Consider the following 21,044-nt stretch of genomic DNA (forward strand, 5'->3'; position numbering starts at 1 on the left):
AAACGGGTGGGCGGTGGAACCGGAGTTTCCCAAGTGAGATAACGTCCCGGCGAGACCCAATGTGACGTGACCAATAAAATTTTAAACAAGGAAGCAACTTGGGCGGATAGTTTCAATAAGTCGGCAKACCTCTGGCCAGAGAGCACGGTCATCTTCCGCGCCTTCTCGCTCCCCATAGAGACTGTAAGGCTGGCAAGGGTATCCTCCGTGAATAAGGTCAATTGTTCCGATTCCATCCGCTTCTAACCTCTCTTTCGTGAGCGTACATACATCGTCGTATATGGGTACGTGAGGCCAATGCTTCTTGAGGACTTGCTGTGGGAACGGCTCTCTCTCGCAGAACGCCACCGTCTCTATGCCGGCCCATTCACATGCGAGGTCGATTCCACCAATTCCGCTGAATAGGCTTAAGGCCTTCATGCTCTTCATCCTTTCTCCGTCTCGACCGAATCCGCTTAACGAAGTGGGGGCCGAAGGATGTCCGTCCTACTTGGGAGTAATGGATTAAACCCTTATACGGCCCCCGCCTTCGGCTGGGATTATTCGGTCGGTACGGGGGCGCAAGCGCAAATTCATCGTGCGTCGGTCCAAAACGTGGACCTCGTGTTGTTATAGGTGATGACGATTCCATATTTTCGAAAATGTCGTTCCAAGATTCCGAAGAACTCTTGGTTCGGATAGATCATCGGGCGATGTCTTTCGAACGGGTCTTTGTTGATGTTGATCTCATACGAGTAATCGTTACCTTCACTTTTGATGATGCGATATGCCGATCCGATCTTCACCAGTTCAGCGTTTAAATCGTCTGCCATTTCTTGAGTGATTGGGTTCATTCCCATTTCTCCTTTATGCGCTGTTATCAGCGGCCCGCCGCGACCTCTCGTTCTGCCTTCTTCCATTCGCGAAGGTATTTCAGCAAAGTGTTTCGCGTCATGTTCACGCGCTCGCATATCTGATCTTCATTCAGTCCCTTTTCAACGAGCTGCAGGTACTTCTCACGGGTGATCTTGGGCTTCTTGGTCCCGCCGGCCTTGCTCGCTTTCTTGCGTTCTCGTCCAACCTTCTTCAGCAGTGTTGGTGGCATCTTCTCCAGCGCCGATGGAGGCTGAAACACTCGGTCCGGCTTCCCGAGTTCCATCCCGGGATTTTGCAGGACTCTATTAAACTCCCCTGGYGGGAGCTTCCAAACCTTAACCGGTCCGATCATCTGTAAGCCTCCTTGATCTTGTATTGGGTCCGTCCATGCTTAATGCGATTCCGCCGCTTAATCTCTGCGGCCGCCGCGATCCGGTGCTCTAAAGGGGCTCCTAGGTCKTAATAGGCGATCTCGTAAAGTTGGGATGGTTTTGCTAGTTTCCAGTTCATCCGGACACCTMTAATCCATGCAAAAATATCCTCTGCCAATCCGTTCGATGTCGTCCTCGGTTGCCGGGGTAACGACGAATGCTTTATCACCGATGACAATGACCGTTTCTTCGCCTTCCTGTAGTTCATGAAGCTGTTCTAAAACTCTCAATCTATTACGCTCCTTGTTTCTTCTTACTTGGGGGATTAATAATGGCGGCTACTACAGCGCTCTGGAAGGCTGTCAGATCGATTGGACGGTTGTTCCGCTCCAAGTACACTGCCCGAGCGATTTGAGCCAGCACGAAGGCGTCACGGACGTTGTCAGAGGGATGTTCGAATCCCCACCGCTTGAAGATGTGAACCGCAAGCTCGTCCTTCTTTGCGTTTCCCTTTGCTCCAGCGAATTTCTTGAGCGCGGCCGGCGCGACTTCGATGTAATCCGTATTGCCGTCAAACAATCTCATCCGGAGCCCCCAGCCGATGCCATACTGGATGTCTACGGCCCTGCCCTTAGCGCCGTATGCGAAGCCCTCGATAGCTGCTTGGTCGCCGTGATCCAGTTGGAAGTCCACTTGCTCGATAATGTCGATCATGCGGCCCGGGTCCGTACCCTTGGCGGTGATCTCCATCGTGTCGATTACTTCCCCGTGCTTGTCCAAGATGACAAGGCCGGTCTTGGTGCTTGGGTCGATTCCTATGAATCTCATTTGCCAGCACCTCGACTCATGTTTTTGCCTATCATCGTCGCCACAATGCGCGGGTCAATCCGATACTCTTCCCCAAGCCGCACCGCAAGGGATGAGAGTTCGGCTAGCGTCGCTAAATAGCTTTGTACCCCTTCGATGGACTGACGAGTCTGCCGTTCAATCTCCCGTATGTTAAGTCCGGTTCCTTGGCTCATTCTCTTGCCCTCCGTTTCGTTTTCACTTCTTCCTCTGCTGCTACTTGCTCCCAGAGGAGCGCGAAGTGTTCTTGCATGTATGCCCGGATCATCTCTTGATTTGCTATATTTGTGAGCCGCATTTCTGTAAACATTTGTCGGGCCATATAGTCGAGTGATTGGAGCTTGCTCTTCAGCAGAGGCTCCCAGCTGTCCCAGACTTCATGAATGGTTTCCGGATAGTGCCGGTTGCTAGAAGGGGAGGTCATCGTCTCTGATCTCCACTTCTCGCGTTTTATTTCCTTCTTGAAGCCCCATCGCTAGCCGCCTGGCGCGTTCTCGCATCTCCGCAAGTTGTTCAGGGCTAAGTTCTTCAGTTGGACCGTCGTCCTTCACAACCGGAAGGATCGGCTTTTTGCTGTATCCCCGGTTCCCATGAGGCTTGTCCCTCGCCGATTCCTTGAACTCGCCTGCCGCCGGAATGGGATTGATCAACGCCGCCTTCGTCTTGCCCTCTTTGATCCAGTTGTTAATGACTGTTTGGAAATATTGAAGCGACTTACCTTCGGCCCTCTTGATCGCCATTTCGATGACATCCGTTTCGACAACCCCGAGATATGAATCAATAATGTCCAGACCGAAGGCTCCTACGTTCTGAATCCTGAAATCAATAACCGATCGGCGCAGCCTATCTTTATCTATCTCTCTATCTTTTAAATCTTTTAAATCAAGAGATATATCTAATGGAGGCTGTTTGTGCGCACTTTGTGGCGGGGTTTGTGCGCGGTTTGTGACGGTGTTTGTGTCGGTTAAACCGCCACTGTGATTTTGTGTCGGGGTTAGTGTCTGGTAAACCGACGCAAACGGAATGATAGAGTAGATAGCAGATTGCTGCCCCGATCGGCTTGTAAATCTGATGCGTCCGGCTTGTTGTAGCCGATTACGTGCTGTGCCAATGGCGTCCTTCTTTAAACCCGTTTTCGTGGATAGGGTCGATATGGCTACCGTAAATTCTGGTCTCCATCCGGTCTTGCTGTTTATGTGCATCAAGGCGTGCCATAAAACAATCGCCGAATCAGAGACGGAATTTGTTTCGAGCCAATCATAGAAGGCGTTCACTTCCTCGATGTAGTTCAATTGATCACCGCTCTCGATAACTCAGTACTGTATTGATTGCGGTTGCTATGAATTTCCGCGCTCGTATTCCTTCCGTGGTCTCGTCCAACCAATCGTGGCAAGGCGAGCATAGATGTATCAGGTCCGTCACGGACGTTTTGTGGTCGATATGAGGGCGACCGGTTAGATGCGCCCTCTCTGTTGCTCTAGCCTTTCCGCAGAGCTCGCAGACGCCCTTGGAGCGATCCTTGAGCAATGTGTCCACGTCTMCGCCGATGTTCCCGCGACTCCTTTGTGTGCCGGCCTTCTTCTTGGCCGACGGCTTCGGCGCTGGATTGAAGTCTCCGATCGGCATGGCGTCACCTCAGAACGGTAGGTCGTCATCCGGCAGGTTAACCGGCTTTCCGTCATTGGCAAATGGGTCTTGTCCTTCGCTGGCGTTTCCGTTGCGGTTAGACTCCAGGAACTCTATTCGGTCTACGAGAACCTCGTAGGCGTATCGATTCTGTCCGTCTTTTTCGTATTTCCTAACCTGAATAGATCCCTCTAAACCGAACCGCTGACCTTTGCGAATGTAGTTCGCTGCCAACTCTGCGGTTTTTCTCCATGCTACAAGGTCGATGAAATCTGCTTTCCTTTCGCCATCGCTCGTAAATGGCTTATCAACTGCGATATTCCCATTCGCAACCGCAACTCCGCTTGGCGTGTACCTTAACTCCCAATCTTTCGTAGCACGGCCGATTAAAATTACCTTGTTCATGGTTTCAACTACCTTTCTTCGTTAAGTGAGTCCATGTTCTGCCACGATAAATGTTCGTTATTGCGTGCCGGTTCACTCCGAATCTGATGGCTATATCCTTAATCATCATTTTGTTTTGGAGGCTCAAAATTTCCCTGACTTGATCCTCAGTTAATTTTGTAAACGAACAAGTACCATGCTTGACGGTATCTTTCATGTTTTCTGATTGCGTACCGGCATACAAATTGCTCAAAGCATTGTTTGTCGGGTCTCCGTCTTTGTGGCAAACATTCAATCCATTTGGGACTTCGCCGACGAAAACTCGGTAAACAAGCCTGTGAACAAGGTCGCTACTCCCGTTTCTTCCGAAACGAATATGCAAATGACCGCTCTTGTTTTTACTGGTCTTCAAAGGTTTCAACATACTGCCCCTAACGAGTCCATGCATTCCTCTGTTAACCCACTGGCTATAAACGATTCCTTCAGAATCAACATAATAGCCAGGATGATCAGGGATCTCGCTAATTGCCATAGTTCCTCCTCAGTACAACGCCAGCTCGGCGTAATGTTTAATGCTCTTGATGACCTTTGTTCCCCGGCAGTAATCGCATTTCTCACAGCGAACTGGTTCGGCTTGTCCGTACTTGACCGCCTTAACCCGATCGATGTGCTTCTCCACGATCATGAGAGCCGATTGAATAGCGTCGTAATCGAAATAGATGATTTCATGGTCTGGCGGGTCCTGCTTGGTCACGATGACCATATGTGGGATTAGCCAGTTACTCCGACCGGTCGCTTGCCTCTCGATCTCGGCATAAACGCCCATCTGGATCGTGTATCCGTAGTGGTCAAGGAAGTTCTCATAAGCCTGGGCTTCCTTGTTCCACCATTTGCCGTCCATCTCTTTCAGGGCCTTGAGATCGGCGAACAGCCCTTTCTCGCCTTGATAGCTGTCTAGCATGACCTTCCACGGAATCCCGAAGAGTTCTCCGGTCAGGATGACTTCCTTCTGGCCGGCTAGAGCCTTCATAGCAAGCGGATCTCGTTCCAGGACCTCGATCATCTTGTTACAGTGTTGGAAATTGGACTTGAGCTGCCCGGACGTTGGTCCGCGGCTGCTGTATAAATCGGGGTTGTTCGCCTTGAATTCGTCGAGGGTTCCTTCGTTCCAAGAATGAAGGTAATGTCCCTCGTCGAAAGCGTCTTTCTGGGGCCTCTGGTAGGTCCCAGAGAGTTCAGCCATTGCCCGAGCCTCGCACCCGTCATAAGCGGGTACGAAGCCCTTAAACTGGCTCACGGACATATAATGGCGGTTGGCTTCGTTGGAGTAGTAGTTATCCTTGGTCAGCTTCATCGGAGCCTTCCTCCTGGTTCAAAGGAGAATCCGTTTCACTCCGAGGCTTCTGAATTTCAAAGAAATCTTCGCGCTTCGCCATATTGTCTCGAAGGGAACGATATACGCTCTTTAGCCTGATAAAGTCATTCTCAGAGAAGGCTTCGGCCGCGCAACCGATAAACTTTTCAACGGAATCCTTGCTGACCTGGAATTCACCATGAAAGATACTCAGCATCTTGCGGATGCGGTCTTCAAGTGGCTCCTTCTGCCCCTTCCGGATTGTCTCCTTGCACTTCTCAACCGCCGCATCGACAACGTCTCCAGGGATGACCGCAAGGATGCATGCTCTGCGCCGGCGCGCCCCTTGATTCGCAGTTAGCTCATAAATATCCCTCGGGTCATCAAGATTCTTGACGGCCCCCTTGGCTTTCATGGAGTGCTTGACGGTAAAAATTTGAGCTTGTCTTGTATTTGTTTCGAGATCCCACGCATATGCCATCATCGTAGACTCTCCCAAACGCTGCTCCAGTTCCACGACTCCCGAGTCGATATTGCCCCAAGCCTGTGCAATTGCCTCTGCCAGCCGGATCGATGGGCCTGTTACCTTCTGGCCGCCCTTTGGATATTCATACATGGCGCATTCTGCCAAAGACAACCGTTCACAAGACTTCATGATGCGGTTGTAAGATTCGTATTCATCACGCGGAAATCTCTTGGCCGAAAGCATGGCGACCTGGACTTCCTGAGCCTGCCGGCTTACCATCGCTTCCGCTGTCACGCTTTTCTCTTGCCGTTGCATCATGTTTTCGTGAGTGATCAATCCGTCCACGCTTAACCCTCCCCGATCGTAATTGGTTCACATTCTTTGCCGCATATGTCACAGACCTCGACGATCTGAGTTTCGTACCAGGTAGACCCGCCGAGAGGATACTCCCGGCGATGCCCTCGAACAATATCACCCTTGCAACAATCGCTGACGGTTTTACACGTGCAGAATTGACCGCAGTCTGAGCAGGTATGAGTATCGTAATAAAGCGGAATGATGCACGATTGAACCTTATTCCGAGTTGTCTCTACCTCGGCGCCACAGCAGTTGCTCAGGACCATTCAACATCCATCCCTTCTGCGCCGGAAGCCTTGGCGTAGTGATCACCGTTGACGTAATAAACCCCGTCATCGCGCCATACGCCTTTATCCCCGAAGTAAATCCGTTCACGGCATCCGCATCCACAAACCCCGACCATATCTAGGGGCTTGTCCTGCGGGTCCGGGAGTCCTTGCGAGAAGCGGTCCAGATTAGGCATTGTCAAAGCCGCTCCTTTCGTGATAGTATTGCGGTAACATTTTTTGGACGCGGCCCGACTCGGCTCCTACCCCGAGTTTGGGCCTTTTTCATTTCCCTGCTAAAGATCCGATCGCCAGTTCCTTGACGATACTCGTATAAATCTCTTTAAGCCGTGGATCGCTCTCGATGACGTCCATCTTGTTTGCTCCGTCGATCTGCGTCTTAGTTGCGCCGGAATCTTGTAGGCGGGTTTTAAGGTTGCGCAGTCTGGCATTCAGATCACAATGCCCGCGTTCCTCCAGCAGCCGGTAGCTTTCGTTCCGGAGATCGCGGTATGACATTCCGGCGCGGTATGCAGCTCCGTTGATCATGCCGTTAAGCTGATTGCGCCAGTCCTCGTCGCGCTTGGTGAAGGTCTCTTGGATTGCGGTTACCGTCGATTCCATCCGCTCGACGCGCTGCTCCATCTCGACAAAGCCTTGTGCATACATCAGAAGGAGCTCGGCTTGAGATTTGGGCTTGTCTGCCGTGTAAGAGCCGGTCTTGCGGATTGTTGGGAGCACTTCGGAWGTGATCCATTTTCGGAAGGCCCGAGCTTCTGGCTTTCGGCTTTCKAGGATGACATCGTAAAGGCCGTCTTCGTTGATGATKGTTGTTTCTTGCTGGCGKCCAAGCGAATCAKGGATGGGGTAGTTTGAAACTACATCATCGGARAGCCGCTGCCGCAATGCCGGTACGTGTCCTATTTCCAATACGTCAGCGACATCCTTAAGCACAAACCAAGGTTGTCCGTTTTTCTCGACCGTCCGGACCTGAGTTTCTTGGAAGTTGAATACTTGAAGTTGATTCAATAGCCTTACCTCCTTTGAAGGGTTAACCTCATCTCCTGTCGAATACTGGAAGTTGTCCAGACTTACCATTTCACTTGAAGGAGAGAAATCAATGTTCGATGATATTGTTGAAGTGGTTCAGACTTCTAGCGACTTCGAAGCGAATGGATTCTTGAAGCAAGGATGGAAACTCCTAAGTGTTGTTCCTTACCGGAACGAAGAAATTTCTTGTCCGATGTTTGTGCTTGGAAGACCATCATCAAGTAGGCGGACGAAATTGAATGAAGAGTTCAGCAGCCTAGGTTCTTAAAATCGAATCAAAACGTAATTAACTCCGAAGACTGCGGGGTGGATGGAATGCAACGTCCATCCCTTGCTAAGCAATTCATTTGTTTCTGCTGCCGACGAGGCGTTCCTTACTTCCTTGGCTTGCGTTAAGTCCTTCACCCTCTCACCTCTCCCCTCATTGCCCAGCGCTTACGAGACCGGTATACAGCGTAATCAAGGATCGATAGTTTCTCTCCGAGCGTTAAGGACGCCCAACCTGGTTTTGTTATCCGCATGGGGATCAGCTCCTTTACTTTGCGAACCTAGCTTGAGAATCTCTCTTTCGATCCTCAAGCCATTTCATGTAGTCTTCTTTCTGAACCCGCCGAGAACGCCCGAATTGGTAACTTGGAATCCCGCCATCTGCTGGGCTCTTCCGCAATAGGACATAAATTGTTTGCGGAGCACATTGTTGATGCTCCGCTATGACTGGAGCAGTCAATACATCGGGAAGCTCATTGATCGTCAACTTTCAAACCTCCTTCATAAGGTCAGTTTCCCACTAGGCTGTCGTTTGTTCCCGTTCGGGAAAACTTAGGGTAAAAAAAATCCCTGCTTCAGTCTGCGGGATACCAAGTACTTCTAGAATCTTCCCGAATTCTTCAACGCTGATTTTGATGTTCCCGTTCTCTTTCTTATGATAAGAAGAACGGTTGATGTTCAGCGTTTCGGCCATCTTCTGCTCTGTTACCTTTCTCGATAGCCGCTCGTATCTCAATCGTTGAAGATTAAATACCAAGCGAGGCACCTCCTTCCTTGTTTCCCAATATATCGACATTGTTCCCGTTTGTCAACATCAAGATCATTTTTGCATATTTTTGTTGCCTACAGGGAACACTTGTATTATAATTGTTCCCGAGGTGGATAAATAATGAGGTCGTCAAAGGAAATTATTGAGGTTATCAAAAACCTAAGAGAACAAAAGAAAATATCTGTAGAGGAATTGGCTGGCAGGGTAGGTGTTGCGAAGTCAACTCTATCCAGATATGAGAACCTTCAAAGAGATTTCCCGATCAATGACATTGCTTTGTATGCTAATGCTCTTGGGACCGACATCGGTTATCTTCTCGGGATCAACATAATGAATAATGGCAATAACACCGATACAAGAATTCCGGTAGTAGGCTCAATTTGTGCTGGCGATGGTTTTCTAGCTGAACAAAACATTGAAGAGTATATTCAATATCCATTCCCCTCAAAGAGACAACCAGATTTTGCACTTCGGGTAAAAGGGAATTCTATGATCGGCGCTGGAATTGAAGACGGCGATATCGTCTATATGAGACGAGCTCCTTGGGCGGAACATAACGGCCAAATCGTCGCAGCGTTAGTCGAAGGGGAAAAAGGAACTCTTAAGCGACTGCGTTGGGAAAATGACTCTAATAAAGTGCGGTTGTCCCCGGAAAATGAAAGTTTCACGGATATTGAAGCATATCCAAATCAAGTTATAGTTTGTGGTCTTTACATGGGTCATTTTAAACCAGAAAGGGAGCATGTCTAATGGCATACTACCGGCGTAGAGGTTGCACTTGTAAGAAGAAAAAGTGTACTTGTGGAGCTAAGTGGTCGTTTACTATTGACATAGGCATAGATCCAAAAACGGGCGACAGGAAGCAAAAGACAAAGAGTGGCTTCGCCACCCAAGAGGAAGCCAAATTAGAAGCAGCTCGTATTTTACTGGAATTTAAAAACGGAACCTATATCGATGGCGGCGATGTTCTATTCAAGGACTTTGCTCTAACTTGGTTCGAAAAGTACAAAAAATCCGGTAAAGTTAAGATCAGCACAATTCAGGCTAGAAAATGCGGAATGGATCATCTGCTTAAAGAATTGTCATTTATCAAACTAAAGGATGTAGTTTCACGGCACATTCAGGATATACTCGACGGGATGAAAGATGATGACTACAGCAAAAGCGCAATTATAGGAGTTCATGTTGTCGCCAAGATGATTTTCGATAAGGCTGTCGAGTGGAAAGAGGTAAGAGAGAACCCTGTTAAGTACGTAACCATTCCCGAATTTCAAAAAACAGTTGAAGAGTTAGAAAACGAAGAGGAAGAAACAAGATACTTAGAAAAAGAAGAGCTTTCTCACTTTTTGAAAACGGTACGCGAACGAGGAAAGCCGAACGATCCCCTTATTTTCACTTTACTGGCCTACACCGGACTGAGAATTGGTGAATTATGCGTACTCAAATGGAAAGACATCGATTTGATTGCTCGAACTATAAGTATAACTAAGACTTATTACAACAAGGGCAAAACAGACGAATATCTGTTATTGCCTCCGAAGACACCTAAGTCAAGACGGACAATTGATTTCGATGAGATTCTAATTGATCTTTTTGAAGCTCACATGGCGAAGCAAAAAAGACTAATGATGAAATATAGAAAAACATACCTAGACGAAGGTTATGTTTTTGTCGTTGAAAATAATAAATACCCTGGATACCCCATAAGTCCACATTACGTAAGAGGTAGAATGACTCGATTATTGAAAAGAGCTGAATTAGACGAAACGTTAACCCCACACTCGCTTAGGCACACACATACATCCCTGTTGGCCGAAGCTAGGGTAGAGCTTCCTGCAATAATGGAAAGGCTCGGACATGAAGATGACGCCACAACAAAGAAGATCTACCTTCACGTTACTAAAGCGATTAAACGGGAAGCTTCTCAAAGATTCTCTGAATTGATGAGGAGCATTTAAAAATGAGTCGATGTGGTCAATTTGTGGTCATGCACCAGTTTCACATGCGTTCGCGCCTTATTTTATGCGGGGTTTGACAAAAGACTCTTTATCGAAGGTATAAGAATAAGCTCTCATTTTCGATTTTTGATATGTAATTTGACAAACATACGTCATTATTTACTAGCGCACTCGTTTTAATTCATAACATGCCGAACATCTTTAACACTCCGATGTGGTCAATATGTGGTCAAACGTGGTCGCATAAAAATAAGCCCCAGGAATTAACTGGGGCTTTCTGATTTCAACCTTATTTGAATGACAACCCATCTTTGAAACCTTCACGGTAAGCGATCTCTACCACGGCATATCTTTTAATGAACAGAGATTCCAGCCGAAGCATTTCTGTCGAAGCCTCTGGGATCTTTCGAGATATCGACGTAAATATCCTCTTGAACTCTTGATCGACAACTTCCATTTCCTTTTCGCAAAACTCAGAAACCTGATCGATTCGCTTTAATAAGGAAGGTTCCAGCCATTTCATCATATCCATACCTCTGTCCCACCTTTGATGTTATAATTTAGGAAAATCGAATAAAGGAGTTAATGCCGTGCCTTCTTCCCTGCATTTGGGGGAGAGCCGGGTTCCCGAATTATGCAGAAAGCGAGGCATTACTCAGGCAGAATTGGCAAGGAGACTTGGAGTTACACGCCAGTTTATTTACAAGGTGAATCAGAGACTTGCAAACTTCTCGTTCGAGCAAGCGATCAATGCTGCATACATTCTAGATTGCCGAGCAGAGGATCTCCATGTCATTGAGATCGGAACCCGGACTGAGTAGATTTCTACTCACCTCCTGCAGGGTTTGTAAACTAATAAGGTTACACTTCGTTATTTTTACAATATCCGTTCTTTACGGTCGAAAGCTGTCGAATCATGTAACTGTCAAGCTCAAATAGGCATGGAATTATATCCCTGTCATTTCTGTTACTTTTTACATCCTTCTTACTAACCCAACTGCCATGAAATCAGAGATATCACAGCATGTCGAGGACTCCCCATTCCGCCAGACCTCGACCCGTATCCCCTCTTCAAAACTCTCCATGTATCGTCTAAAAGCATCGATGAATACGGGAGTCACAAGGACATTGACGCCGCCGTGGATCACGACATAGATATCCCTCATGTCAGGCCTCCTGTAACCGGCAAGAATGCCTCCTGGATGTACTTGCCTAGCCTCACTCCAATCTCAGACCTAGCAAGGTCATGAGTAACAAAGAAATTACCGTCGTATCCCCGGCAGTTGTAGTTAATGTAAAGCGCGAAATCAGTGTTGTCTCCGTCCCACGTTTTAATCCTTCTGGCCCGCAGCTCCTTACGTACACCAATGTGATCCTGAAGCACCCGATCTATCACGAGCTCGATAGAACGTTTATAGAGCGTCTTTAGCGTGTCGGATGACCATTCCATTTCCTTTAGCTTCTTGTCGAGCATCTGAAGGATCAACGGAAGCAGGATAGCTTCTCTTACCAGGTACATCTCGTCTGCTGTTAACTGGCCTATTGCCGGTACTGGCGCTTTACTCATGATGCCCTCCTAGTTGGCATGACAGCGAGGATACGATCCAGCGAGAAGGTTCGGAACGCCTGCTTATCGCAATCAAAGACACGGGCTCTACCGCCGGTCACCGAATGCACGGTAACGACCCGCTGCGACAGCTCACCTTTGCCGTTTTGGTAAATGACTTCAACACGACGTCCGATAAACTTCTCGATGGACATATCTGCTCGCCTCCAAGATAAGAACGTTTGTTCTTGTATTATAATGCGAACAAAAGTTCTTATCAAGAGTCGTTTCCACAAGTAACCTATATGTTGTAAAATAATGTCGATCTTGATGTGAAAGCAAATTCCTCAGCCGATGGGGGTTATGTTGGGAGTGCCGCAATGTTTTTCATGACTGATAGATTTCTTACAGCATATAGACTCGCTTCAATAGTAAAAATTATCATGTATTCAATCGCGGGGTATTTTATTTATAAGCCTAACACCTTTAAAGAATGGATTAGTTTAGTTGTAGTGTGCACTATCATTGAAGTATTGGTCTTGATGTTACCTTCATTATTAGCTGTGTTCATTAATACCAAGGTACATAAAATTGATGAGCTAAAAAAAATTCGGAATGAAATTGATGAAGAAATAAAGCAATACGAAGTATAAAAAAGAGCAGCGAGGTCATCCCTCCTGCTCCTTAGTGATTCTTCGCATGATTTGTATAGAACATTTTTATACGCCTTTTGAGAAAATTTGTACAAACTGCTTGTCTAAGAACTCTGCCATTTTTAATGCATGGAAGCTCCATCCTTGACCCTTTGATCTTGGGTAGAACACGAAGCCACCTTGTTCGGTGTCGAGGATCTTCCGGAAATGAGGAGGATAGAGGATATTCTCCTTTATCCACTCGCATTTCCGGCTTGTCCGTTTCTCAAGATCCTTCATAGACCAGTAGACTCCGATCAGTTCGTTGCTCTTGAGTTGTTCAAGTTCGACTTTGCTGATCAGCACGTACTCCGAAGGAATTTGAATACACATCTCAACTTTAAGTTGTTGCATATACCCCTCTTCCACATATCTTTCCCCTCTATTTTTGTTCCACATTATAGCCCTGTGATTTACTGGATTAGGTTGTCCCAACTAATATGCATAAATTTATATCCTAATCCCATGCCTCTCAAGTAAATCTATATCATCTTGAGTAATAGTCACACCTATGCCTATAGCGCCATTTTCGAATAATTCAATCCCAATTATTCTTCCTTTAAACTGACTACTACTCATGGTATTCCCATTTCCAAAATCAATTTCTTTATCGGAAACCTTGATGTCTATTTCTCCTCCATCTAGCTTTCCGAATATGATGCTGGTGTTAGATTCCGGCCTTAACTTGTACATGAATCTATCGGTTTTTCTATCCACAACTGTCACGATACCAACTGGAGTTTTTGAAACTATTGAGTATGGGTTCTCAACCGGCTCATTGTTTCGAATTTCAAAGTAAAGTTTCCCTTCGCTTTTAAATGCAACACTTAGAGACACATCGGTAGCACTTTTTTCGAGGATGAAGTACCTCCCCATAAACTTAATAGGTATCGAACCTTGTGAAAATTTATTAGATCCTAGAATAGCCATAATTATCACTCCATTTAATGGATAATGGTAGTTAAATCATCTCATCTTACATATATACGATTTTTCTCCGCGGTACAATTACACCCATTAGCTAATACAGCGGTATTAGTATATAAAAGAAAAAAGCCCGAGAGCCGAAGCCCCCGGGTTGATTGTTAAGCGACAACGAACGTGAGCCATGCGAGATCAGATAGCGTCAGCGTCCGCTTCTTGGCCTTCTCCAACCAAGACACATCTTTAACCGTGCCGGCGTCGATCAATGCCTTGATCTTCGCCTCAACAATTCCCCATTGGTAATCGGACAGCTTCAATTCTTCTTCCTCCTCACCGGCCCCAAGGCCGTCATATTTGGTTAAATCGTTGGCCGTGACGATCGCCATGAGTTTGCTGGCGTAATCCGGATCTGTTGCGTAGCCGCAAGACTTAAGCGCCTGGCATTGCGTTAGCGGCGTCGTAGCCGCCCGTACAGCCGCATATCGATCCTTGGCGAACAAGAGGTCCTGATCCTTGAAATAGTTGTAAATCGACGGATAGGCTCTCCAATTAGCCGTCGTGTTGACCGTTACGCCGCCGTATACCTCTTCCGTAGCGGTATTGACGCTGGAGCCGTTCCAGAAGGCCGTAGGCGATCCGCTTCCAACCTTGTAGCCGCCAAGGTTGTTCCAGCTAGGGACGTTTCCGCCAGTCTCAAGCCAAGCCTGAGCGATTCGTACAGAGGGCAGCAGCCGGCCGCCCTCCTTGTGGACTTGCATTACGATCGGAGCGATGAGCGCGAAAAAGGCGTCTTTGGCGTATTTCTTATAGGTTGGCATTACGCTTCCCCCTTCTGCTTCAGAACCGCGATGATCTGCCTCAGCTTGTCCGGCATCGGCAGCCCGATACGGCCGTAATTCTCCGTCACGGATACCAACTCGTTTGCGATATAGAAGTAAATAGCCGCTCCCATTACCACCTCGCTGCCCAGCAGGACATCCACCCGGTAGCTTAAGATGATGACAAGGAGCATTAACCCCTTCTTCGCTAAGCCCGCAGCTCCTACCGCTGAGTTAAGACCGCGTCCCTCATGGACCGATGCATAGCCGCCGCTGATGATGTCGATCCCGATGACGGTTAACAGGAACGTCAGCGACTCCGTCCAGTGACCGAATGCGAACGTAATAAAAGCGCCGAGAAGCCCGGCGCCTGCGTTTACTATGGATTGCCAGTTCAATATATAGCCTCCTCTTGGTGTCCGCTTAACGGAACCCCGCGTCTGTTTTTAACTGCTCGTATTGTTGAACCAGCTTGTCTATCTTTTTCTCCTTCTCGGCGGCAGAGAGATCGACGCTCTTCTTAACCTTCGTGATCTCTTCCTCGATCTTAGACAACTCACGGCGCGCCATAGCGTTGTCGTAGAACTGTTTCTTATCATCTGCCTGTTTGAAAGCTTCTGTGTCCTTCGCTCCTAATGGGCGACGATTCTCGTCGTAGTATTCTTGGGCCTCTGGCGTTGAGTTCGGGCCAAATGCGATTAACCGCCCAACGTTTGCTGGCGACATCGTAATCGGGAATTTCATCTCACCCTTTGGCGTATATGCCGCTCCTTCTGACATCGCCTCGACGCCTTGCGTCGCCTTCTTGATCTGATTACCACCGAATCCCGGGAGTACAAAGTGCAGCGGGTCCTCGATCGCTTTCGCAAGCGGCAGGCCGGAACCGAAGCGCGTTGGGTCGCTCTTCCCGAAGTACTTCTGGCGGTCCGCGGAAGTAAATAACAGACTCGCAATGGTCTGCCCGAGCGGCACGTTGGACAGGACCTCACCGCCGATCCGGCCGGCACGCTGCTCGGCTGTCATGTCCTTACCCTCAACCGCGTCAATGGTCGCCTGAATCGGGTCGAAAGTCACGCCAGAGCCACGGACCTGCTTCATTCCCTGGTTAAACAACCAATTAGCCGTAAAGAGGACGGCCAAGCCGGTGAAGTCCTTCTTCTTTGCAAAGTCACCCATGACGTGCCAGAGGTTCCCGACTTCGAGCTGGAACGGTGCAATGAGCTTCCCGACCTTCGACTTGAGGAACAGCGGGGTCTCCCCGACGCCACGACCGGCAACGAGTTTCCTCGTTATGTCGTCTGCATGCGCGATCGGGTCCGCTACTTTATCAGCCAGCGCTTTCGCATAAGAAGAATTCCAAACGAAATAAGTCCCCAGCTTGTCCGCGGTCTCCATCGTCCATTCGGCCAGCTTCTTTATGTGAAGTGGGTTCTTAAGGGTTAGCCAGTTCGTATCGAATTGCCGATACATCTGCTGAGCAAAACGCTCCTTCAGGAATCCGGATTCGGCCATCGCCGCATCTTCCTTGAATGCTGCTGATACTGTACGGACGAACCCCGGCACCGCATACTGCTTCGCGTGAGCTATGCCAAGAGGAATGTTCGCGGTCTGCGCGATGGCAGATCCAGCGTTCCCGAGAATCGTATTTGACTTCACTCGGTTGCTGATCCAATTGACAAGGCCCATTACCTTCCGGCTTACGACCTTCTGAACCGCCCGATCGAATGGGTTCGTCTTGCCTGCTAGATCGTTTGCGAAGTCGTCCAGGTACTCGATGAAGGTGTTGTTGCTGCCGTCCGGGCTGGAGCCTCGTAGGGCCTCTGCCAGGCTCCGGATCTTAGCTGTCTCCGGGTCGATGTGGGTCGCATGTGAAGCGGCCGGCAGGTAATTGAGGAAGCCGCCAACCGCGTCGTTCTTGTACGGCCCGAGACCGCGCCGCTGCATGAACCCGGCAAATTTGGTTCTCGGTTTCGTAAAGTCCGATGTCCCGGCCAGACTCGGGTCAATATTCGCCGGCGTCTCGAAGAGATTCTTTAGCCCCTCCAGTCCGTCCAGTTCGCGGAAGTGGCGGTAATAATCCTCTCGCTTCGGCACGATCTTATCCGGGTTGTTGGGGTAAATTCTCTGCCGAACATCGTTCACGATGTCGATCATGTTATCGTAAGCCTCGCGGAACCACTTATCCGCCTCGACGACCTTCTCCCAGTCCTTCGGTGCCTTCAGTTTGAGCTCGTCGAGCGTGATCGTCTTCTCCCCGTACTGCTGGACCAGGGAAGAAAGTTTGCTGTCCTTCTCGATCCCGAGTTTGTCCACCACTTCGTTTTTCAAGCGGTTTACCCAGTATTCTTGCATGTCCACGTTCGCCTTCTTGGCCGCGTTGAACGATTCGATGTACGGCTTGGCATTCTCTCCAAGCGCCTTCTCCATGTTGCGATAAAAGTCGCGGGTATAGGCCGTGAACCCGTTGATATCTTTCACATCAGCGGGGTCGAATATTTGAAGATCGTCAGCCACTTGCGAAGTGACGTCATCCGTCCCTCTCGCGGCTCTCTGCGCCTCGCGCTCTGCCTTTGCCTTCGCGTAGTCATCAGGCTTCATGCCGACTCCCGGCTCTTCTATGCTGAACGGGATCTCATCCTGATTGAGCGTTACCGCCTCCCGGGCTGCCGCCGCCTCATTCGGTGCCTTGCGGTACTGTTCAAGTAGCGTGCGGAAGTCGTGACCTTTCTCGTTGGCGACCTTCATCGCAACTTCAGCCTTACTCATTCCTGAACGAACTTCTTCGGCGAGCTGCCGCATATCATCAGGGCTCAGCTTATTTACCTCATTAAGAGGGATATCATCGCCGAGATTCGTCTGCAGCCACTTCGCCAGTTCGTTCGGATTATCAAGAGGCGGGGTCATCCGTTTGTTCACTTCTGCCCCGATTTCCGTCATCAAGTCGTTGGTCGTCTTAATTCGCTCCGCTGGACCCATGCGGATTGTAGATTCTGGAGTAGCTGTTGCAAGAACCTCGCTTGCGGCCTGTTCGACTTCTGGAGAGATTGCCTGCTTTCGCTTCAGTAGGCCATCAAAGGCGCTCTTCATCTTAGGCGCGTATTCTCCTAGCTTGCTGAATACCCCTCCAATTGTTCCCCCTGCCACACCGCCGATCGCAACATTCTCCGGATCGAACTCGCCTTCTCGGAACAATTTATCGCCCGTCTCTTGGGCGGCCGCGTCAATACTGCCTGCAACCGCTCCCCGGGCGATGGCCTTCTTGGTAGATCCCTTAATTATCTCTTTACCGACTGCCTTACCTGCGCTTGCAAGGCCGCGCTCGATCAGTGCGCCCGGAGGAATGTAACCGGCGATTTCTCCGACCTTGTACCCTGGGCTTTCACGCCGAGCGTCGAAGATTTCTTGTAGATCGCCTTTCGACCCAGGAGCAGCAACAAGCGAAGGTAGATCCTTCTTGTCCCCACTCTCAAGCGAATTAATTGCCATTCGCCCAAGTCCTTGGGACGCCCCGAACGACGCTGTATCCATCGCCCCGGCCTTGAAATTCGATACAGAACGGTCGGCTTTCTGCGCGGCCCCCAAAGCCTTTCCAAGCCAGCTATTACCGATGTGCTTGTCATACCACTTCTCGTAAGCGCTCAACTTAACTTCTTCTTTCCCCGGCTGGATCGGCCTTGGCAACTCCATCTTACCATCGGCAATTCGCTCATAAGAGGACCGGATGCCTGCGGCGTCCAAGCCAATCTTCTGCATTTCCTCGCGGTTGTAGGTGCTTTCTTTCTCTGGGGTTGTGTACTTCGACCAATCGACGGAAGTCAGGCTCGTTTTATTGCCTGAGCCTCGATCATCCTTGACGCCGTATTTGCTCCAGTCGATACTCGTGACGCCCATTGCCCATCACCTACTTACTTTTTGGGATGCCATACTGGTCGAAATACATGCCGTAAAGCTGATTGAATCCGTTCGCGCCCAGATCGTTGATTATTTTCGAACGCTCATCACTGAAGAACGATTTGATCTTGTCCGGCGTGAGGGAGTCTAAATTGCTGACGTATTCCGATAGAATCTGGTTCTCCGAAGGCTGAGGCGTCTTCGAGGAGTTGCTCGGGTTGTTCGGACTCGTCTCCCAGTCAAAGCTTTTTTGCTTCCAATATTGATCGGCTTCGAATTGCTTCTGCTGGAATGCCTGGTTCGCGAGAGATTCCTGTTGACGCTGGCTAAGCGAAGCCCAGTTATAACCCATGTTGGCCGCGAACTGCTTAACGGACTGTTGGAAGTTCTTCTCTTGGAAGGCATTCTCCCAGATTTGTTGTGCCTTCGACCAATCGAATTGCGACTGGTTGAAGTTATTCTCCCATTCCTGCTGTGCCTGTTGGGCCTTGTAAGCCCGATCGGACTCGAATACGCTGCGGTTGTAATTCCGAGTGTCGGACTGTTTGGAGTAGTCGAATTGGTCTCTCGACAGATCCAGGTTCGCTTGCCCGAGGTATTCATTGAATGCCTGTTGACGCAAGCCGTCCGCTCTGTCCTCGCTTCTCGCCACAAGCGCCTGGGCAATCTCTGCTGCTTTCGAAGAGCGTTGCGCATCAGCGTCGGCAATATTGCTGGCCGCGGCGATATTGACCTTGTTCTGAAGGTCAGCCGCAAGCCCTGAATGCGCTCCGCCGTGTGCAGAGGCAGTCTCACCGGCGTTAAGGTTGTTCTGCCATTGCTGGGACTTGATGTTTTCGACGGCCCGCTGGTAAAGCGGATCGAGCTGCTGATTAGCTTGACTGAGAGCTGTCGCGTAATCCATCGCGGAATAGCTAGGGGCCTGAAAGCCTTCCTTGCCCGTGGATTCTGATCCGGTCTTAGCGTTATTGGAGGCGATTCTATCGTTATAGAGCTTCACATTGTAGGCATTATTCTGATCTGTTAAATCGATCCCGGAATCGGCTTTCCGATAAACCTCGTTGGTCATGTTACTTCTAAATTGATCGTAAATCGCCTGTTTCTGAGCATCAGGCGCGGCTAACTTCTCCCCATATGTTGCCTTGCGTTGAATTTCTGCAAGGGTTTTAGGATCAAGCGTCGAAGTGGTCGAGGTTGTCGCGGTCGTCGCCAAATATCATCCCTCCAAAAGAAAAAGACCCCGAAGGGTCTTATTTCAGTTTATCTATTTCCGTTTTAATGTAGCTCATCGGGATTGCTCCACCTGCATTCCCTGTATTTGATACCCAAGATGTCAACCCTACCGCTTCTCCTTTGGCATTGAATAGAATGCCTCCAGAACTTCCATGGTCTGTTTTTGCATTGTGAATTAAAGTATTTTTCACGCCGTCGATATCTCCTATTGATAAGAGAATTCCTTGGCTCATCTTGAAAGCACCATCAGGGAATCCGATTGCGTACACATTATCGGATAAAGCAGGCAACTCCTCAGTAAAAGGAATGGGATTTTGACCATCGAGCCTTATTCCCATGATGTCGACCTTTTCATCCTTGAATAGGACGTCGGCTGCCGTTTTCTGCACGGTCTGTCCGTCTACAATGATCTCGATCTGATTGCTTGCCCCCGCGACGTGGTAGTTAGTGATTAGGATATTGCCATCTATCACGAACCCGCTGCCCTGAGTGCGCCCGCTGCCGTCCGGCTTATAGCCGTAGACCATAAAGACCGACTTCATGATCTGTGTCACCTGGTCAAGCTTGATTGCCGGCTTCTCTATCGGCTTCGGAGGCGTGATAGTCACTCGTCCATTCCCGGCAGTGACTCCGATCCCCATCGCCTTTAGCGCACTGGCCGGAATGAACGTCTTGTCCTTGATGATGATGGCCGGCTCCGCTGTTTTGACCTCGGATGATCCGATAAATATCTGAAAAGCCGTGTACCCGTTCCACTTAACCGTAGCCGCGGCGGCTACACCGCTGAACAATACGAAAGCGGCGATGATAGAGGCTATGATCTTCCTTTTCATCCTATCACCTCGTAACCCATGATACGCTAATTATCGGCAATTTGTGGAAAATGGTCAAGATTTTCGCCGATTAATAGGGTTCTCCAGTGATGGACTCGTATTGTTGAGCGGTGATCCATCCGGCCGCTACAAATACCCTGATGCCGTTGGCGTCATATCCGGCCATTCCAGCGTCATAGAATTGCTTGATCCATTGATACCGCATTAAGCAGCACCTCCCGCTTGTAATTGAGCGACCGTCATCATGAGATCCGCTAACTGGATATCTTTGTTGGCGGCGTCGAGTAACAGCGTTGCGTTAATAGCTTCGAGTTGGTCGATGCGCTCGGAATCTGATGGTCCGGTAGGAATCTCTGGCTCGTACTTCTCCTCACTCCATCCGTCCCCGATCCGCTTACGCCATAATAAATCACCGCTCGGAGTTCCCGACTCCACTTCAGCGGTGATATCGATAATGTTATCTGCGATGATCTGTCCGGTCGTCTGCTGGACCCCGGTGCAGATATCGCCAGTTAAGGATGCATAGTATCTCATGGGT

30 protein-coding genes are annotated in these 21,044 nt (G+C 49.2%); 4 read left to right on the plus strand and 26 right to left on the minus strand.

The genetic code is table 11. The annotated features are described in order from the left end of the window. Positions 1-81: 81 nt before the first annotated feature. The 12 genes from ELR57_RS26860 to ELR57_RS26925 all read right to left on the minus strand — a co-directional run bounded on the left by ELR57_RS26860 (position 82) and on the right by ELR57_RS26925 (position 7,554). Entirely contained in the window at positions 82-429 is a 348-nt protein-coding gene (locus ELR57_RS26860) for a DNA cytosine methyltransferase (RefSeq protein WP_370452372.1), read from the minus strand. Between the two features lie 143 nt (positions 430-572). Then, positions 573-833, minus strand: a complete 261-nt coding sequence (locus ELR57_RS26865; RefSeq protein ID WP_126958331.1) for a hypothetical protein — start codon at positions 831-833, stop codon at positions 573-575. A gap of 26 nt (positions 834-859) precedes the next feature. Then, the gene (locus ELR57_RS26870; RefSeq protein WP_126962869.1) at positions 860-1,207 is read right to left on the minus strand and encodes a helix-turn-helix domain-containing protein; all 348 of its coding nucleotides are present in this window, start codon (positions 1,205-1,207) and stop codon (positions 860-862) included. A gap of 313 nt (positions 1,208-1,520) precedes the next feature. Next, entirely contained in the window at positions 1,521-2,054 is a 534-nt protein-coding gene (locus ELR57_RS26880) for a RuvC family protein (RefSeq protein ID WP_126962873.1), read from the minus strand. Continuing rightward, a complete protein-coding gene (locus tag ELR57_RS26885) occupies positions 2,051-2,248 on the minus strand; it encodes a hypothetical protein (RefSeq protein ID WP_126962875.1) in 198 nt (65 codons plus the stop codon). Before ELR57_RS26885 ends, ELR57_RS26880 begins: the two co-directional genes overlap by 4 nt. A 231-nt stretch (positions 2,249-2,479) precedes the next feature. Beyond that, positions 2,480-3,364, minus strand: coding sequence for a helix-turn-helix domain-containing protein (locus ELR57_RS26890; protein WP_126962877.1), 885 nt, complete (start codon positions 3,362-3,364; stop codon positions 2,480-2,482). A gap of 343 nt (positions 3,365-3,707) precedes the next feature. Next, the gene (locus tag ELR57_RS26900; protein ID WP_126962881.1) at positions 3,708-4,103 is read right to left on the minus strand and encodes a single-stranded DNA-binding protein; all 396 of its coding nucleotides are present in this window, start codon (positions 4,101-4,103) and stop codon (positions 3,708-3,710) included. Positions 4,104-4,107: 4 nt separating this feature from the next. Further along, entirely contained in the window at positions 4,108-4,614 is a 507-nt protein-coding gene (locus ELR57_RS26905) for an HNH endonuclease (RefSeq protein ID WP_126962883.1), read from the minus strand. Positions 4,615-4,623: 9 nt separating this feature from the next. Next, entirely contained in the window at positions 4,624-5,436 is an 813-nt protein-coding gene (locus tag ELR57_RS26910; protein WP_126962885.1) for a PD-(D/E)XK nuclease-like domain-containing protein, read from the minus strand. Beyond that, a complete protein-coding gene (locus ELR57_RS26915) occupies positions 5,417-6,220 on the minus strand; it encodes a hypothetical protein (RefSeq protein WP_370452375.1) in 804 nt (267 codons plus the stop codon). Before ELR57_RS26915 ends, ELR57_RS26910 begins: the two co-directional genes overlap by 20 nt. Before the next feature lie 295 nt (positions 6,221-6,515). Continuing rightward, a complete protein-coding gene (locus ELR57_RS26920) occupies positions 6,516-6,722 on the minus strand; it encodes a hypothetical protein (protein WP_126962889.1) in 207 nt (68 codons plus the stop codon). Positions 6,723-6,810: 88 nt separating this feature from the next. Continuing rightward, positions 6,811-7,554, minus strand: a complete 744-nt coding sequence (locus ELR57_RS26925) for a BRO-N domain-containing protein (RefSeq protein ID WP_126962891.1) — start codon at positions 7,552-7,554, stop codon at positions 6,811-6,813. 91 nt (positions 7,555-7,645) lie between these two features. Between ELR57_RS26925 and ELR57_RS26930 the strand changes: the two genes are divergently transcribed. Further along, the gene (locus tag ELR57_RS26930) at positions 7,646-7,843 is read left to right on the plus strand and encodes a hypothetical protein (RefSeq protein ID WP_126962893.1); all 198 of its coding nucleotides are present in this window, start codon (positions 7,646-7,648) and stop codon (positions 7,841-7,843) included. A 519-nt stretch (positions 7,844-8,362) separates the two neighbouring features. On the opposite strand, the gene ELR57_RS26935 is transcribed toward ELR57_RS26930, so the two are convergent. Next, positions 8,363-8,599, minus strand: coding sequence for a helix-turn-helix domain-containing protein (locus ELR57_RS26935; RefSeq protein ID WP_158630194.1), 237 nt, complete (start codon positions 8,597-8,599; stop codon positions 8,363-8,365). Positions 8,600-8,731: 132 nt separating this feature from the next. Between ELR57_RS26935 and ELR57_RS26940 the strand changes: the two genes are divergently transcribed. Beyond that, positions 8,732-9,361 (plus strand): LexA family protein, encoded by a 630-nt coding sequence (locus ELR57_RS26940; protein WP_126962897.1) that lies wholly within the window; start codon positions 8,732-8,734, stop codon positions 9,359-9,361. Further along, positions 9,361-10,569 carry a site-specific integrase gene (locus ELR57_RS26945; RefSeq protein WP_126962899.1) on the plus strand — a complete coding sequence of 403 codons (1,209 nt, stop codon included), beginning with the start codon at positions 9,361-9,363 and terminating at the stop codon, positions 10,567-10,569. Before ELR57_RS26940 ends, ELR57_RS26945 begins: the two co-directional genes overlap by 1 nt. A 289-nt stretch (positions 10,570-10,858) precedes the next feature. Here the strand turns inward: ELR57_RS26945 and ELR57_RS26950 are convergent, their stop codons facing one another. Then, complete coding sequence (locus ELR57_RS26950) at positions 10,859-11,101, minus strand: hypothetical protein (RefSeq protein ID WP_126962901.1); 243 nt, start codon at positions 11,099-11,101, stop codon at positions 10,859-10,861. 58 nt (positions 11,102-11,159) lie between these two features. Between ELR57_RS26950 and ELR57_RS28705 the strand changes: the two genes are divergently transcribed. Continuing rightward, positions 11,160-11,390 (plus strand): helix-turn-helix transcriptional regulator, encoded by a 231-nt coding sequence (locus tag ELR57_RS28705; protein ID WP_126962903.1) that lies wholly within the window; start codon positions 11,160-11,162, stop codon positions 11,388-11,390. A gap of 153 nt (positions 11,391-11,543) precedes the next feature. Here ELR57_RS28705 and ELR57_RS26960 read toward each other — a convergent pair whose 3' ends face one another. From ELR57_RS26960 to ELR57_RS27015, 12 genes are all read right to left on the minus strand, one after another. After that, complete coding sequence (locus ELR57_RS26960; protein ID WP_126962905.1) at positions 11,544-11,735, minus strand: hypothetical protein; 192 nt, start codon at positions 11,733-11,735, stop codon at positions 11,544-11,546. Then, positions 11,732-12,136 (minus strand): YhjD family protein, encoded by a 405-nt coding sequence (locus ELR57_RS26965; RefSeq protein WP_126962906.1) that lies wholly within the window; start codon positions 12,134-12,136, stop codon positions 11,732-11,734. Before ELR57_RS26965 ends, ELR57_RS26960 begins: the two co-directional genes overlap by 4 nt. After that, on the minus strand, positions 12,133-12,330 hold the full coding sequence (locus ELR57_RS26970) for a WYL domain-containing protein (protein WP_126962908.1): 198 nt from the start codon (positions 12,328-12,330) through the stop codon (positions 12,133-12,135). The genes ELR57_RS26965 and ELR57_RS26970 overlap by 4 nt, the downstream gene beginning before the upstream one ends. 504 nt (positions 12,331-12,834) lie before the next feature. Further along, complete coding sequence (locus ELR57_RS26975; protein WP_126962957.1) at positions 12,835-13,161, minus strand: DUF771 domain-containing protein; 327 nt, start codon at positions 13,159-13,161, stop codon at positions 12,835-12,837. Between the two features lie 96 nt (positions 13,162-13,257). Next, a complete protein-coding gene (locus ELR57_RS26980; protein ID WP_126962910.1) occupies positions 13,258-13,737 on the minus strand; it encodes a hypothetical protein in 480 nt (159 codons plus the stop codon). Positions 13,738-13,892: 155 nt separating this feature from the next. Beyond that, entirely contained in the window at positions 13,893-14,549 is a 657-nt protein-coding gene (locus ELR57_RS26985) for a glycoside hydrolase family 73 protein (RefSeq protein ID WP_126962912.1), read from the minus strand. Next, positions 14,549-14,947 carry a phage holin family protein gene (locus ELR57_RS26990; protein WP_238162713.1) on the minus strand — a complete coding sequence of 133 codons (399 nt, stop codon included), beginning with the start codon at positions 14,945-14,947 and terminating at the stop codon, positions 14,549-14,551. Before ELR57_RS26990 ends, ELR57_RS26985 begins: the two co-directional genes overlap by 1 nt. A gap of 25 nt (positions 14,948-14,972) precedes the next feature. Continuing rightward, complete coding sequence (locus tag ELR57_RS26995; RefSeq protein ID WP_126962914.1) at positions 14,973-18,440, minus strand: hypothetical protein; 3,468 nt, start codon at positions 18,438-18,440, stop codon at positions 14,973-14,975. A 10-nt stretch (positions 18,441-18,450) separates the two neighbouring features. Further along, the gene (locus ELR57_RS27000) at positions 18,451-19,653 is read right to left on the minus strand and encodes a hypothetical protein (RefSeq protein ID WP_126962916.1); all 1,203 of its coding nucleotides are present in this window, start codon (positions 19,651-19,653) and stop codon (positions 18,451-18,453) included. Positions 19,654-19,690: 37 nt separating this feature from the next. Continuing rightward, positions 19,691-20,506 carry a S1 family peptidase gene (locus ELR57_RS27005; RefSeq protein ID WP_126962918.1) on the minus strand — a complete coding sequence of 272 codons (816 nt, stop codon included), beginning with the start codon at positions 20,504-20,506 and terminating at the stop codon, positions 19,691-19,693. Between the two features lie 70 nt (positions 20,507-20,576). Next, positions 20,577-20,711: an XkdX family protein gene (locus tag ELR57_RS27010; RefSeq protein ID WP_126962920.1), complete on the minus strand. Its 135-nt coding sequence runs from the start codon at positions 20,709-20,711 to the stop codon at positions 20,577-20,579. Continuing rightward, a complete protein-coding gene (locus ELR57_RS27015) occupies positions 20,711-21,040 on the minus strand; it encodes a hypothetical protein (protein ID WP_126962922.1) in 330 nt (109 codons plus the stop codon). Before ELR57_RS27015 ends, ELR57_RS27010 begins: the two co-directional genes overlap by 1 nt. Positions 21,041-21,044: the final 4 nt, after the last annotated feature.

The sequence above is a fragment of the Cohnella sp. AR92 genome, assembly GCF_003990975.1.
Lineage (GTDB): Bacteria > Bacillota > Bacilli > Paenibacillales > Paenibacillaceae > Cohnella.